Origin of the sequence: Shewanella sp. SM87, assembly GCF_025653705.1 — a bacterium.
GTDB classification, from domain to species: domain Bacteria; phylum Pseudomonadota; class Gammaproteobacteria; order Enterobacterales; family Shewanellaceae; genus Shewanella; species Shewanella oncorhynchi.
Genome location: NZ_JAKKSC010000004.1, coordinates 122,369 through 136,714, shown reverse-complemented (window position 1 = coordinate 136,714; position 14,346 = coordinate 122,369). Strand labels below are relative to the sequence as shown.

At 44.3% G+C, this 14,346-nt stretch carries 14 protein-coding genes; 7 read left to right on the top strand and 7 right to left on the bottom strand.

Going from position 1 to position 14,346, the window contains the following annotated elements:
* Positions 1–22 precede the first annotated feature (22 nt).
* Both L5M11_RS04760 and rpsU read right to left on the bottom strand, forming a co-directional pair.
* Positions 23–466 carry a GatB/YqeY domain-containing protein gene (locus L5M11_RS04760; RefSeq protein ID WP_028760869.1) on the bottom strand — a complete coding sequence of 148 codons (444 nt, stop codon included), beginning with the start codon at positions 464–466 and terminating at the stop codon, positions 23–25.
* A 6-nt stretch (positions 467–472) separates the two neighbouring features.
* Positions 473–688, bottom strand: coding sequence for a 30S ribosomal protein S21 (gene rpsU / locus L5M11_RS04755; protein ID WP_006080725.1), 216 nt, complete (start codon positions 686–688; stop codon positions 473–475).
* Between the two features lie 215 nt (positions 689–903).
* On the opposite strand from rpsU, the gene tsaD reads away from it, so the two are divergent.
* Complete coding sequence (gene tsaD / locus L5M11_RS04750; RefSeq protein ID WP_131523062.1) at positions 904–1,920, top strand: tRNA (adenosine(37)-N6)-threonylcarbamoyltransferase complex transferase subunit TsaD; 1,017 nt, start codon at positions 904–906, stop codon at positions 1,918–1,920.
* Positions 1,921–2,002: 82 nt separating this feature from the next.
* Here tsaD and plsY read toward each other — a convergent pair whose 3' ends face one another.
* Entirely contained in the window at positions 2,003–2,614 is a 612-nt protein-coding gene (plsY, locus tag L5M11_RS04745) for a glycerol-3-phosphate 1-O-acyltransferase PlsY (RefSeq protein ID WP_113940690.1), read from the bottom strand.
* A 268-nt stretch (positions 2,615–2,882) separates the two neighbouring features.
* On the opposite strand from plsY, the gene folB reads away from it, so the two are divergent.
* From folB to L5M11_RS04725, 4 genes are all read left to right on the top strand, one after another.
* Complete coding sequence (folB, locus tag L5M11_RS04740) at positions 2,883–3,233, top strand: dihydroneopterin aldolase (protein WP_263186489.1); 351 nt, start codon at positions 2,883–2,885, stop codon at positions 3,231–3,233.
* A 68-nt stretch (positions 3,234–3,301) separates the two neighbouring features.
* Positions 3,302–3,805 (top strand): 2-amino-4-hydroxy-6-hydroxymethyldihydropteridine diphosphokinase, encoded by a 504-nt coding sequence (folK, locus tag L5M11_RS04735; protein ID WP_263186488.1) that lies wholly within the window; start codon positions 3,302–3,304, stop codon positions 3,803–3,805.
* Between the two features lie 18 nt (positions 3,806–3,823).
* Positions 3,824–4,624, top strand: a complete 801-nt coding sequence (locus tag L5M11_RS04730; protein ID WP_168823474.1) for an undecaprenyl-diphosphate phosphatase — start codon at positions 3,824–3,826, stop codon at positions 4,622–4,624.
* Positions 4,625–4,742: 118 nt separating this feature from the next.
* A complete protein-coding gene (locus L5M11_RS04725; protein ID WP_263186487.1) occupies positions 4,743–5,585 on the top strand; it encodes a putative RNA methyltransferase in 843 nt (280 codons plus the stop codon).
* Between the two features lie 621 nt (positions 5,586–6,206).
* Here L5M11_RS04725 and L5M11_RS04720 read toward each other — a convergent pair.
* Both L5M11_RS04720 and L5M11_RS04715 read right to left on the bottom strand, forming a co-directional pair.
* Complete coding sequence (locus L5M11_RS04720; RefSeq protein WP_006080732.1) at positions 6,207–6,473, bottom strand: Lpp/OprI family alanine-zipper lipoprotein; 267 nt, start codon at positions 6,471–6,473, stop codon at positions 6,207–6,209.
* A gap of 233 nt (positions 6,474–6,706) precedes the next feature.
* Complete coding sequence (locus tag L5M11_RS04715; protein ID WP_263186486.1) at positions 6,707–7,957, bottom strand: multifunctional CCA addition/repair protein; 1,251 nt, start codon at positions 7,955–7,957, stop codon at positions 6,707–6,709.
* Between the two features lie 178 nt (positions 7,958–8,135).
* Between L5M11_RS04715 and L5M11_RS04710 the strand changes: the two genes are divergently transcribed.
* On the top strand, positions 8,136–9,809 hold the full coding sequence (locus tag L5M11_RS04710; protein WP_263186485.1) for an ExeA family protein: 1,674 nt from the start codon (positions 8,136–8,138) through the stop codon (positions 9,807–9,809).
* On the top strand, positions 9,809–10,897 hold the full coding sequence (locus L5M11_RS04705; protein WP_263186484.1) for a general secretion pathway protein GspB: 1,089 nt from the start codon (positions 9,809–9,811) through the stop codon (positions 10,895–10,897). The genes L5M11_RS04710 and L5M11_RS04705 overlap by 1 nt, the downstream gene beginning before the upstream one ends.
* A 107-nt stretch (positions 10,898–11,004) precedes the next feature.
* Here L5M11_RS04705 and nhaD read toward each other — a convergent pair whose 3' ends face one another.
* Both nhaD and hemL read right to left on the bottom strand, forming a co-directional pair.
* Positions 11,005–12,252, bottom strand: a complete 1,248-nt coding sequence (gene nhaD / locus L5M11_RS04700; RefSeq protein WP_028760859.1) for a sodium:proton antiporter NhaD — start codon at positions 12,250–12,252, stop codon at positions 11,005–11,007.
* Positions 12,253–13,050: 798 nt separating this feature from the next.
* Positions 13,051–14,343, bottom strand: a complete 1,293-nt coding sequence (gene hemL / locus L5M11_RS04695) for a glutamate-1-semialdehyde 2,1-aminomutase (protein WP_263184814.1) — start codon at positions 14,341–14,343, stop codon at positions 13,051–13,053.
* Positions 14,344–14,346: the final 3 nt, after the last annotated feature.

Here is a 14,346-nt window from a genome sequence, read left to right as displayed (position 1 = left end):
TGTTCATACAGTGAAACGCTAATTATTGCAATTTAGCACGGATCATAGCGCCGATAGCGCCCATGTCTGCACGTCCTTGCACTTTAGATTTCAATGCTCCCATTACTTTGCCCATATCCGCCATGGCGGATGCACCTACTTCTACAATAGTTGCATCGATGAGCGCCGCGATTTCCGCCTCTGTAAGAGGGGTAGGCAGGAAAGCTTCAATAACTTGAATCTCTGCTGCTTCCACGTCGGCCAACTCGTTACGACCCGCTGCTTCAAATTGAGCAATCGAGTCACGACGTTGTTTCACCATTTTGGTTAAGACCGCTATAACCTGTTCATCAGTCAGAGATTCGCGGGTATCCACTTCAATCTGTTTGATGGCGGCTAATGCCATACGAATAGTGCTCAAGCGCGCCTTCTCTTTGGCGATCATGGCCTGTTTCATATGGTCTTTTAGCTGATCAATTAGGCTCATATGAGATTAATATAAACGTACGCGACGTGCGTTTTCGCGAGAAAGCTTCTTAGCTAAACGTTTAACTGCAGCTGCTTTTGCGCGCTTACGTGCAGTAGTTGGCTTCTCGTAGAATTCACGAGCACGCACGTCGGCTAAAATACCAGCTTTTTCACAAGAGCGCTTGAAACGACGCAGAGCTACGTCGAATGGTTCGTTTTCACGTACTTTAATAATTGGCATACGCCATCACCCCTTAGGTGTAGGTTGTTCTGGTTCAATTGCTCGAACCAAGTCTATTTAAAATGGTGCGGAATTTTATACCGAGACACCTAGGCTTGTAAAGCCCTAAAACTGAGCTCAGTCCTATAGTGGACTCAATATGGCCTGCGCGACTGGAGTAATCGAGCGCTTGCAGGTAGAATTGGCGCCCTTTAGTTAGCAATTGATGAGACACCATGCGGGTTTTAGGTATTGAAACATCCTGTGACGAGACAGGTATCGCCGTCTATGACGATGAACTGGGCTTATTATCTCATACTTTATACAGTCAGGTTAAGCTGCATGCTGACTATGGTGGTGTGGTGCCTGAGTTGGCGTCGCGTGACCATGTACGCAAAATTGTGCCGCTTATTCGTCAAGCGCTGAAAGATGCGAATACTGAAATTGCTGATCTCGATGGGATTGCCTATACCAAGGGCCCAGGTTTGATTGGTGCTTTGCTTGTTGGCGCCTGTGTGGGGCGGTCTCTGGCATTTGCTTGGGACAAGCCTGCCATTGGTGTGCATCATATGGAAGGACATCTACTGGCGCCTATGCTTGAAGATGACGCGCCCGAGTTCCCATTTGTGGCCTTATTGGTCTCTGGTGGCCATTCTATGTTGGTTAAAGTCGATGGAATTGGCCGCTATGAAGTATTAGGCGAGTCTGTTGATGATGCTGCGGGTGAAGCGTTTGATAAAACAGCTAAGTTAATGGGGCTGGATTATCCCGGCGGTCCGCGTTTAGCAAAGCTTGCTGCTAAAGGTTTACCTGCAGGGTATAAGTTTCCGCGGCCTATGACCGATAGACCTGGACTCGATTTTAGCTTTTCGGGTCTAAAAACCTTTACCGCTAATACCATTGCTGCCGAACCTGACGATGAACAGACTCGTGCCAATATTGCGCGTGCTTTTGAAGAAGCTGTGGTTGATACGCTAGCGATTAAATGTCGCCGTGCACTGAAGCAAACAGGCTATAACCGCTTAGTGATCGCCGGTGGCGTGAGTGCGAATACGCGCTTAAGAGAAACCTTGGCTGAAATGATGAGCTCGCTTGGTGGACAAGTGTTTTATCCCCGTGGTGAGTTTTGTACCGATAACGGCGCCATGATTGCCTTTGCAGGATTGCAGCGTTTAAAGGCGGGGCAGCACGAAGATTTGGCGGTAAAAGGTCAGCCCAGATGGCCGTTAGATACCTTGCCACCTGTGGCATAAAACGCCTTTGATGTTGATAGGTTATGTTGAGACAAAAAAACTGCGCTTATAGCGCAGTTTTTATTGGGATAATGTTGTCACATTAAGATTTTTTAGGCGTTTTTTTACGTGAAACTTTGGACTCTTCACCTTTAAGTAACCGTTGGATATTGTCTTTATGACGAATAATGATAAGCGTCGATAGCATGGCAACGGGAATGGTAAATCTGTCGTCTAACAACCAAGTATAAAGTGGTGCAAGTAAGGCCGTCAGAATGGCTGCAAGGGACGAGTAGCGGCTAATTAAGAGTAGAACAATCCAAGATGCCATTAAGCAAATGGCTAAATCATCGCCAATGGGAGCCATAGCACCAAAAGCTGTTGCGACACCTTTTCCCCCCTTAAATCCAAAAAATACGGGATAAATATGCCCAAGGCAGGCGGCGATAGCGATAAGTCCGAGTGAGACTGCATCTATGCCCATCAGATAGGCTAAATAAGATGGCAGGGCGCCTTTGAGCATGTCGAAAAACAACACCATGGCAGCCGAACTCGCGCCGCCAATTCGCAGTACATTGGTGGCTCCCGGATTACCTGAACCCTGTAATCTTGGATCGGGTAAACCCCTCATTCTACAAACCAGCACAGCACTCGAGATTGAACCTGCCAAATAGGCGGCCAAAATCATCAAAAGTGTCAGTGTTAATGGACTCACATTGGTTTCCTTACGCGTCTTAAGGTATTATCGCGCAACAATTTAAAAAGCTGACTCAGTTGTCAATCCCGCTATAGGTTTGTGGAATAACTCGCCCATTTGAGGTTGAGATATTTTCTGAATGAGCAAATCCTTTTAGGGCGTTATCCTACTGTGGATTGGCTCGAGTAGAAAGCAAATTAGTTATCTGTCAGAAGATTGCGGATTATACAGCTAGGATCGCTTTTAGCTTATCAGACCTCATAGTAGTAAGTTAGTTGGAGAAAGCATGGATAAAGTACTTATACGGCAATTACGCGTCGATACTGTGATTGGTGTCTATGAGTGGGAAAAGACAATCCATCAGAGCCTGTTGCTAGATTTAGATATGGCGTGGGATAACAAACCTGCCGCCGCGACAGACGATTATCAATATGCGCTTTGCTATGAGACAGTTTCCAATCGATTAACAGAACTTATTACTGAACATCCAATCGAGTTAATCGAAACGGTTGCCGAGCGCGTAGCGGATTGCTTACTTCAAGAATTTAACGTGACTTGGGTGAAAGTTGTCGTGATGAAGCCGGGGGCGTTAGCCACTGCCGCTTCTGTTGGCGTTGAGATAGAGCGTTCACGTTAGATAAGAGTTTGATCAACTCGACTGTTGATTAAGAAATCATATTTATCTTCAGATAAATTGGACATTGCATGGCACGTATTTTTATCAGTTTAGGTAGCAATATCGAGCCTGAACAACATCTGCAAGCGGGATTAAAATCGCTGCGAGCGTGTTTTGGGCCACTGCGTCTCTCATCCATGTATGAAAGTGAAGCGGTAGGTTTTAGTGGCACTAACTTTTTGAATATGGTTGCTAGTGCTGAAACTGACCTTAATATTGCTGCGGTAGTTGCGCAGTTTAAGCAAATCGAGCAGAATCACGGCCGGCTTGTCGGGGCGAAGAAATTTAGCCCAAGAACTTTAGATTTAGACCTGCTGCTTTATGACCATGTGGTATGTGAAACGCCCGTTACGCTCCCCCGTGCAGAGATAGTTAATAATGCCTTTGTGTTATGGCCATTAGCCGAGTTAGCGCCGGAATTGATTCATCCCGTGGTTGATAAAAGCTATGCCAGTTTGTGGCAAGAGTATGATAAAAAGTCACAGCTACTTTGGCCTGTGATGTTTGAATGGCCCCAAGGGCTGACGTTTTAATTTATTGATAGGATTGTCATGGATACGTTTCAGGTCATTATTTTAGCGCTTATTCAAGGGCTAACTGAGTTTTTACCTATTTCTAGTTCTGCCCACTTAATTCTGCCTGCTCAGCTTCTAGGCTGGGAAGATCAAGGTTTGTCATTCGACGTGGCGGTGAATACTGGGTCGTTATTTGCTGTGGTGATTTATTTTAGACACGAGTTATGGACTATGTTTAATGCTTGGGTTGCAAGCATTTTTAAAGGTCAGCAATCCGAAGACAGCAAGCTGGCATGGTGGATTATTCTGGCGACGTTACCCGCTGTATTTTTTGGTTTTATGGCTAAGGATTTTATTGCAACTCACCTACGTAATACAGAGGTTATCGCGGTCACGACAGTCGTTTTTGGTTTATTGCTGTGGTGGGCTGATAAGATGTCGCGCCGCGATTTAACAATCTATCAGACTGGATGGCGCAAAGCCTTGTTAATTGGTTTCGCCCAGGCGCTTGCTTTAATCCCTGGAACTTCACGTTCTGGTGCCACTATGACAGCGGCGCTAATGCTAGGTTTGAGTCGAGATGCTGCGGCTCGCTTCTCATTCTTAATGTCAGTGCCAGTGAGCTTAGGCGCGGCAATTTTAGTGGGTAAAGATTTGGCGGAAAGCGAGCTGCCAATTGATTATCAAGCATTGATCTTAGGCACTTTGATTTCCTTTGTTGCAGCTTATGCATGTATTCATTATTTCTTGAAAATCATCAGCCGCATGGGAATGACCCCGTTTGTTATTTACCGTTTGGCACTGGGTGCTGTGCTGTGTGGATTTATTTTTTTGTAGTCATTCCAGCTTAGTCATCATAGTGAAATTATGAATAATAGAATCGGGTCAAGTACCCGATTTTTGTTTTTGGAGCTTCCTCTTTTTTCTGAAGCTTAATTTATTTTTGGAGCTTTATATGGGTCTCGAATATCAGTGTCCAACCTGCGGACTTGCGTTAAAACAACACAAAGCCTCCCAAGGTTTTTATTGTGTAAATAAGCATCATTTTGATCGAAATGAGCAAGGTTATTGGGTTTTTACTAAACCACAACGCCAAAAGCCGACAGGGGATTCGCGCGAGCAAGTTAGGGCTAAGCGTTTTCTTCTCGAATCAGGCATCTTTTTGCCTTTAATCGATAAATTGGCTGAGATAATCACCGACTCTATCAAGCCTGACGCTTGTTTATTGGATTATGAATGTGCTGAGGGCTTCTATTTGCGTGCTTTAGCTTCCAAGTTGGCAGAGGTCGAAAATCCGCGAAACGTCCAGTATGTGGGTGTAGCGGACGCAGAAAATGCTATTTTTGCTGCAGCAAAAGCGCAGACTCCTGGGATCTTGTGTTTAAGCTCTTCTAAAAAATTACCCTTTGCCGATAATTGTGTGGATTTTATTACTGTTATTGATAGGCCGTTAAAGGGAAAAGAGTCAGTCAGGGTATTGAAAGATGATGGGACCATGTTACTGGTTATGCCTGGGCCACGACATCTATGGCAACTCAGAGAATATATTTATTCCGACTTGGCTGAAAAACCTTTCCAAGTGAATTTACCCTCAGCATTATTGGTAAAAGAAACTCAGTCACTGCGCTTTACTTTATCAGTTACCGGTGAACAGGCATTAACGTTATTGGATATGGCACCCTATGCGTGGCGTGCAACTGACAAGATGAAACACGATATTCAAGCTAATCATTTTGAGTCGCTAGAAATTGACTATGTATTAGTCTTAGCACATAAACGCGTGAGTGAATCGCTATAGGTTAAAACTTGCAGTCGATGCGGTTAATTTTAAGACAATTCATAGGCTTAGTTAGATGGTTTTTTGATGTTTTAAAAGGCTATATTACTCAAGTCTATGATTCTGTTTGACGTTTTGATGTTATTTTTATGTTGGATAGGCTGGAGGTGTTATTATTTTTAACTTTAGGCCTATTTGTTCAGTGACAAATACAACCTTCTTATTGCCTTTGTTTCCCATATAACCTCGATTTTTTTATCTATAGCTGTGCTTTAAATTAATAGCTTTCACTTCCCATAAATACATTTTTTATGATAAATGAGGCTGATTGTTAGGGATGCTTAAAAATGCAAACGAGAAGTTTAGATTAATAACGCGACTTTATTTAAAAGAGGAATAGCACTCGTTTATACAGAAGTATGCCAAGGCTAACTTTTAGGGGGAGGTAGGCGAATCGCCTTTAACATGCTTTTGGAAGTTTAAAACCAATTTAGCGATTTTGTATTGCAGCATTCGCTATTCTTTGCATGGCAATCTTGAATTGCAGGCATAAAAAAAGGCTTAGATTGATGTGCTTATCGCTTTCATCTTTCTTAAGCCTTTTGTCTTAACTTACTAAATAGTAAGCTAAATTACCTTTCATTACTTCTTGTAACGAGAAGCAACGTTGTCTAAACGGTCGTTTGCGCGTTTAGCTTCTGCTTGTGCGTCCATAGATGCTGCTTTTGCATCTTTAACGTCTGCAGACAGTTTGCTTTGCTCTGATTTCAGAGAACCAACATCAGCTGACAATTGATCAACTTTGTTGCCCAGAGTTGCAACGCTTTCTTCCAGAGCAGTAGTGTTCGCGCAACCACCTAGTAGGGCAGTCATTGCTAAACCAGCAATCATCAGTACTTTTTTGTTCATTGTAAAAAATCCCTTAAAATAGGTTGGATTTGAATGTTTCGTTACTTTGTAAGCGAAACTGCCTAATTATGACATAGCTATTTTAATTTGCTACGAATATTAATGTGTTTAACCACTATAGGCATATAAATTTTTTTTAAAAGCTTTTTTTCTATGTGATATCGACATTTCTAATCGTAAAAAGGGGCATTATTCACCATGCAGTGATGCACGACTTACAAATCCTTTACAAATTACTGGTTATCCGTCGGCAGTTTTGTTTGCATTTTTTGTTTAAACTGACAGACGGCTTCAACTCGATGTAAATTTACGGCTTGTTTTATCTCTGCGCCTTGGAAACCAGTGGCAATGATGGCGGCAATATCGACATTATTGGCGACAGTGAAGCACTGAGTTAAATACTCTCCCTGAGGATATGGGATGTTTTCAAATCCTGTGCGGCCACGCATATCTGCGGTGCAAGCTAATATAAGTTGCGTTAAGCGCTCTGGTTTACGCCAAAAGTCAGCTTTATCGAATATTTTAACGATAGTTTCGGCTCTGAGCTCGAATGCCTGATGGACGTTCTGATGTTGGTCGCTGACGAGCAACGCCAGATCGCGTGCCTCATTCGGTACTCGTAAACGTGTACAGAGTGCTTTTATGAGTGGCAAGCCTTTCTGGCCGTGGCCGTGATGCTTTGGTAAATGCTCTTTTGGGCTCAGTGCTTTGCCCAAATCATGTACTAGGGCGGCAAACCGAACGCTTTTATCCTCAGTGAGCAGTGCGGCTTGAGCGAGCACCATTAAGGTATGCACGCCAGTATCTATTTCAGGATGCCATTTTTCAGGTTGAGGTATGCCAAATAAGGCGTGAATTTCAGGGAATAGGACTTCGAGTGCGGCACATTGGTGCAGTACCTCAAAAAAGACCTCTGGGTGAGGTCCGCCTAAACTTTTATCAACTTCTTGCCAAACTCGCTCCGCCGTTAAAGCGCTAAGCTCATCGCTTGCGCTAATTTGACGCATCAGTGCCAGGGTTTCTGCGGCAATTTCAAATCCTAAGGCATGAAACCTTGCGGCAAAGCGGGCGACGCGTAACACTCGCAGTGGATCTTCAACGAAAGCATCCGACACATGGCGTAACAGGCGCGCGTTAATATCCTCAATACCATTGAAAGGATCATATAAGTTGCCCTTTTCATCTTGGGCGATGGCATTGATGGTTAGATCTCGGCGCAACAAATCTTGCTCTAAAGTCACATCAGGGCTGGCGTGGCAACTAAAACCACCATAACCCAGACCAATTTTTCGTTCGGTTCGGGCTAAAGCATATTCTTGTTGATTTTTAGGGTGTAGAAATACGGGGAAATCTTTACCCACTTGGCGGTAACCCTGTTGCAGCATTTGTTCTGGTGTTGCTCCAACGACGAGGTAATCTTTATCTTTAATGGGAAGATTGAGCAGGCTGTCACGTACAGCACCGCCGACGAGATATATTTTCACAGGCAAGATTCGGCTAATGTGTCATGAACATAGCTTATCACGCTCATTAAGATGATGGATAAAGTCGTTGCGAGATATTTGCGCACTTATCTGTCACATTGATGTTGCAGATATTTTGACAATAACATTGGGACGCTTTAACGTGGGGCGTTATTTTTAAATTAGGATGATTGGTGGTATGTACAAGGCCTTTTACGGACTCAGCGATAACCCTTTTTCAATTGCACCCAATCCCCATTATTTGTTTCTGAGTGATAGGCACAGAGAGGCGTTAGCCCATTTAACCTATGGGTTAGGGGAAACGGGCGGTTTTGTGTTGTTAACAGGGGAAGTCGGTACGGGTAAAACAACAGTATCTCGCTGTTTACTTGGGCAATTACCCGACAATACCGATACTGCTTTTATCCTTAATCCGTCGTTAACTGAGCTTGAATTACTCGCAACGCTTTGTGATGAGCTTAAAATTTCCTACGGCGACAATCCTACACTCAAGCAATTGACTGATCACTTGAGCCGTTTTTTATTGGCGAATCACAGCAAAGGTCGTAATACCGTGCTCATTATCGATGAAGCACAGCATTTACGTCCTGAGGTGCTGGAGCAATTGCGTCTTCTGACCAATTTGGAGACGGACACTAAGAAGTTATTGCAGGTGATTTTAATCGGTCAGCCGGAATTACAGCTGTTATTGAAGCGCCAAGAATTGCGTCAGTTAGCCCAGCGGATCACGGCTCGTTATCATTTATTGCCGCTCAATGAAGATGAAATCGCCCTCTATGTGCTGCATCGTTTGCAAGTGGCAGGGCGGTTTGAGCCTTTATTCACCCGTAAAGCCGTTAACGTTTTGCAGAAATACAGTGGCGGCATCCCTCGATTAATTAACCTTTTATGTGAACGTTCACTGATGGCAGGCTATGCACAATCGCGGGTGCCCATAGATCATCATATGGTGCGGCAAGCTGCGGCTGAAGTATTAGGTGAAGAAGAACCGACTCAAAATAGATATCTGTGGCCGACAGCAACTGCTGCGGCGTTATGTGTTGCGTTTGGTGTGTCTTATTGGTTATTTACTGATAAGTCAGTCAATACGGTGCCAGCGTCCAATTTGGTTTCTGAGTCTGTGCCAACTAATGTGGCGTCATTAAATGCTCAAACCTTAGGCGGGGAATACATCGCTGATAAGTCAGTAAAACCGACTAATCAACCAAGCGGTCAGACTTCCATTCCCGATCCCAATCAGCGTCTGTTAAACGAGGCGATTAATCAGAGTCGCAATATCGATACTGCTTTTGCAGGTTTATTTAGCGTGTGGGGCAAAGTGCCCTATAAAGGCTTGACGGCTTGCCAATCGGCGGTTGAGCAAGGATTAGCTTGCTATCAACAGCAGGGTAACTGGATGTCACTGACTCGGCTTAATTATCCGGCTGTCGTGTATTTGGTTGATGACAAGCAACAAGATTTTTATGGTGCAGTGCTTGCGGTAGAGGGGGAACAATTACTGATGCAACTGGGTGAGCAGCAACTTTGGGTTGATAGAGCTTGGTTTAATCAACATTTCAGTGGCACCTTCGAAATATTATGGCAAGCACCTAATTTGCCTATGATGGATATCAGTCAAAAATCGAGTCCTGGTCAATTACAGTGGTTAGAGAATGCGTTAGCCCATGTGAATGGTCGTAGCCCCCGTCGGGTTAATCAATTTGATGTGCAATTGGAAAATGATCTTAAAACCTTCCAAAGTCAGCATGGATTAAAAGCCGATGGTATTGCAGGGAATCAAACATTAGTGAGATTAAATTTGTATTTAAGTCAGCAAGGCCCACGGTTAACTGATGATGGGGCGCGCAGCTGATGTCCATTTTACTCGATGCCGTAACCCGCAATAAACAACAGCAACAATCACCGTTACCTGATGCTGTGATGACGCCAAGGGCGAATTATCCACAGCCTCGTAAATCGGGTGTGCCGATAGGAAAACTGTCTTTATTAGTCGTTGCAGTTGCCGCAGGAATCGGTGTGGCTTGGGGATTAAGCGTTTGGAATAAAACTCGACTTCCCCAAAGTAATACTGTGGCAGTGGCTAATGTACTGCCATCAACGTCATCATTGCCAGCTTCGACTGGGATTAAAAATGAGCTTCAGTCTAACGCGGTTGGATCTGCCTCTGAGCTCCAAGTTGAGCCCAGTGCTGCTTCAGGTGTTCGGCTTGCTGGGAAAGTGGCGCTTCCTCGGACGCAGACTTTACCCGAGCTAACGGTATCGCCGCAATTTCAGGCTGAGACTGTAGTATCAAATGCGCCTGAAATGAATGCTAGCGCGAATATAACGACCAATTCTGTTGGTATGCCGGCTCAAAGTGATAGCAATTCGGGTTTTAGTGATTCAAGCTACGCAGATTATATGTCAACGTCAGCTCAAGTTGATGCGGCAAGTCAGGAAGCGGTTGTGCCAGCAGCAGAGACGCAAGCACAGCAGCCTATGATGTTAGGCGCTAATGCCAATGAGTCGGGTCTAGCGAGTCTTGAAGCCCTGCGTCAGCAAGTCAGTGCCGCGGCGGAAGATGTCGGTTTAGAGACCAATAAAAGTCGCGATGAAGATAAGTTAGTGGCTTCCTTTCAAAATGCATTAAAGGATGTGGAATATGTTAATGCTGCAGAGACGAATGTCACTGAAGCTAAATTAGATCCTATTCCTAAAACTGCTGCGGATGAAATTCCGAAATATGGCCAATTACCTGCAGGTCTGCAATTACAAGTGCCTGAATTTAATATCGTTGCTCATGTTTATTCCAGCGACCCCGCCCAGAGATGGCTGAATGTAGACGGTGCAGAGTTACAAGAAGGGGATATGATTGCTGGTAAGCTGAAAATTATCTCTATTCGTCCAAGGGACATAGTGTTAGATATTCAAGGTACCCAGTTTAAGGTGCCCGCAATCTAATCAGGTATTACGATAAGTCATGCTAGCGGTTATTTGTGGTAACAATGAATAAGTAGTTGATAAAAAAGGCGCACTAGGCGCCTTTTTTGATCTTAGTGAATCTCAACTTAATCAAACAGTCTGTTGGCTAAGAATAGGGTCAGTGCGTAACCGACGCTGTAGCAGAGGAAAAGTGCAGGAACATATTTCAAGTAACTCACAAAAGTCAGTTCTTTCACTTTACTCATGGCAACAATACCTGATGCTGAACCGATAATCAGCAGTGAACCACCGACTCCGACGCTGTAAGTCAAGCCAAGCCATTCAGGAGTACTCAGCACTGGATTGGCTTTTAACAATGCCGCTGTTAGCGGTACGTTATCAATTAAGGCTGAGCCCATACCCGTGACGAAGTTAGAGATGTTTGGATTAAACTGAGTATAAGCTTCAGTCAACATGTCTAAGGTGCCAATTTCTTTAAGCATACCAACGAGCAGTAAAATACCTAAGAAGAACAACAGGGTGTCGTATTCAACTTGGCGAATATACTCTAGGATCTTGATTTCTTCTTTATCACTGCGCGTGGTATGGCCAATCAGGAACATAATTGATAGACCCGTTAAGAAGGTTAACACTGGCGGGATACCAAACAATATGTTGAGTAGCATGGTCATTAAAATGGTGCAGAAGAAGACGAGGGCAATCAATACATCAACGGTTTGATAAGTATGTTTGATTGGCGTCGTGCTCACAACACCTTCGGCTTTGAGTGAGAACAGGGTTGCCAGTAAAATCACGCTCACGGCCGATGGGATAAATAACATCAGCAGTTCAGACATATGCACATGCCCAGCTAAGAAGATCATCAGTGTCGTCACATCGCCAGTGATCAGGGCCACACCGCCTGAGTTCACCGCGAAGATAATCAACACTGCCATTCTACGGCGCATTTGCTTATCGAGTTTGAAGGTGGTTAATAAACCTAAAGACACTAAAGTCGCGGTGACGTTATCACAAAATGCTGAGAGCACGAGTGCAAACAGGGCGACTTGGATCATTAACATACGCACTGATACTTTCTGCGGAAACAGCTTTTGCACCATGATTTGGATCATACCCTTAGCATTCAAATATGCTACGAAGGTCATGGTCGACATCAGAAAGAGCCAAAGTGTGGCAATCTCGAGCAAATTTTCATTGAGCTGATGGGCAACGATTTTCTCATTAGCCGGTTCCCCTGCAGCCATAAACAGCGCTACCCAAGAGATACAACCAAAGAATAAGGTGGTTTTTGCTTTATTAAGGTGGGTCACTTCTTCGAAAATAATACTGAGCAATGCGAGCACGGCCAGTAAGATGAGAAAGGTATTTAACATAACTGCAATTCCAACTGCTGTTTTGATGTCGTAGGGCGACTTGAGTCAACCTAAAGATTGAGCATATCAAGGCTAAATTAAGCTAGCCGTGTTAGCGCGTGCGGATCAGAACATAATGGGCTAGAGAACGCAACTGTTAGCTGTAACTCAATTTAATGCTTCTTTGTGATGTCTATCTCATGCTTTTGGGTTGCTAATTAGTTTTATATATTGGTTATTGTGATTACTGCAGCGTTATTAACTGTATTGTTTGATTTGATTACCGCGTTAAAAGTGAGATCTACGATTAAAGTCTAAGCAGTTAGTTTGCATATTCTTCAATTAATTTTTATTCAGGTCGATATTTCTGAATTGTCATGCCTATGTAGGCAGGCATTTTTAATGCTTGTCTTTTGAATGAGTGCCACTCGGAAGTAGAGTGCTCTTAGCACTCAGTCCTGCAGAATTCTGCGTCTTGAGCTTGTTTGGGTATCAATACTGGATATTGTGTTTTTGAAGTAGAGGAAAATGACATTTGTTATCTGGAGTCTTTTGCTTTTAGGCTCACTAGTTTAGTTAACGTATTGTGGCAAGCAGCTTATTGCGCTGGGCGTGATGGGTTGGCCTTAGCACGTTATTGAGCATATCCACTTGACCTTACAATTCATGGTGGCTGGGATAATATTTAAATCGGCTTTAGGTTCAAAAAAGTCTGATCGTTATTAAAGTGACACAAAGCTAATTAAATCGGATAAAAGCAAAGGGACGCATTGGCGTCCCTTTGTTATGTTTAAACGGCTTAAATACTAAAGCTTAGGCTTAGCTTGCCGCTTTCATGCTAGCCAATACGCGATCAGCCGCTTCTAAGGTTAAGCGCATCTCTTCTTCGCCATGGGCCATTGACAGGAAGCCAGCTTCATAGGCACTTGGTGCTAAGTAAACACCTTCATCTAGCATGCCGTGGTAGAAAATACGGAACTGTTCGATGTTACATTGGGTCACTTGATCGAAACGAGTGATCTCGGGTTGTTCTGTGAAGAAGAAACCGAACATGCCACCAACATAGTTGATTGCCATTGGAATACCGTGCTTATCCGCAGCCGCTTTAAAGCCTTCTGCAATACGTTTGGTTTTCGCGCTCAGTGCTTCGTATAGACCTTCTTCACACAGGGCTTCCATTTGTGCCAGACCCGCTGACATTGCAATGGGGTTACCCGATAACGTACCCGCTTGGTAAACCGGACCCGTAGGGGCGATAAATTGCATCACATCTTTACGGCCACCGAAAGCCCCCACTGGCATGCCGCCGCCAATCACTTTACCAAGTGTGGTTAAGTCTGGTGTGACGCCGTAGTAACCTTGAGCGCCGCTTTGTGATACGCGAAAACCTGTCATCACTTCATCGATAATCAACAGCGCGCCAAACTCATCACACATATCACGCAGGCCTTGAAGGAAACCTGGGACAGGTGGAATACAGTTCATGTTGCCAGCAACGGGCTCGATGATGATGCAAGAAATCTCAGTTGGATACTGCTCGAACAGGGTTCTTACAGAATCTAAGTCGTTATACACAGCCGTTAAGGTGTGTTTGGCGAAATCTTCTGGAATACCTGGTGAGCTAGGTTGACCTAAAGTTAGTGCGCCAGAACCCGCTTTCACTAACAGGCAATCTGCGTGGCCGTGGTAACAACCTTCGAATTTTAAGATCTTGTCACGATTAGTAAAACCGCGTGCTAAACGGATAGCACTCATAGTAGCTTCTGTGCCTGAACTCACCATGCGTACTTGCTCGATTGAAGGCACCATAGAGATGACTTTTTCGGCCATTTGCACTTCAAGCTCAGTTGGCGCACCAAAAGATAAGCCATTTTCCACCGCTGCTAATACAGCTGCACGGATTTTAGGATGGTTGTGGCCGAGGATCATCGGGCCCCAAGAACCGACATAGTCGATATAAGCTTTGCCATCGGCATCGTAAATATAAGCGCCGTTAGCTTTTTCAATAAACAGGGGCGAACCGCCTACACCATTAAATGCACGAACCGGAGAGTTAACGCCGCCGGGGATGGTTTTTTTAGCCTGTTCAAATAGCGCTTCGGAACGGGTCATGTT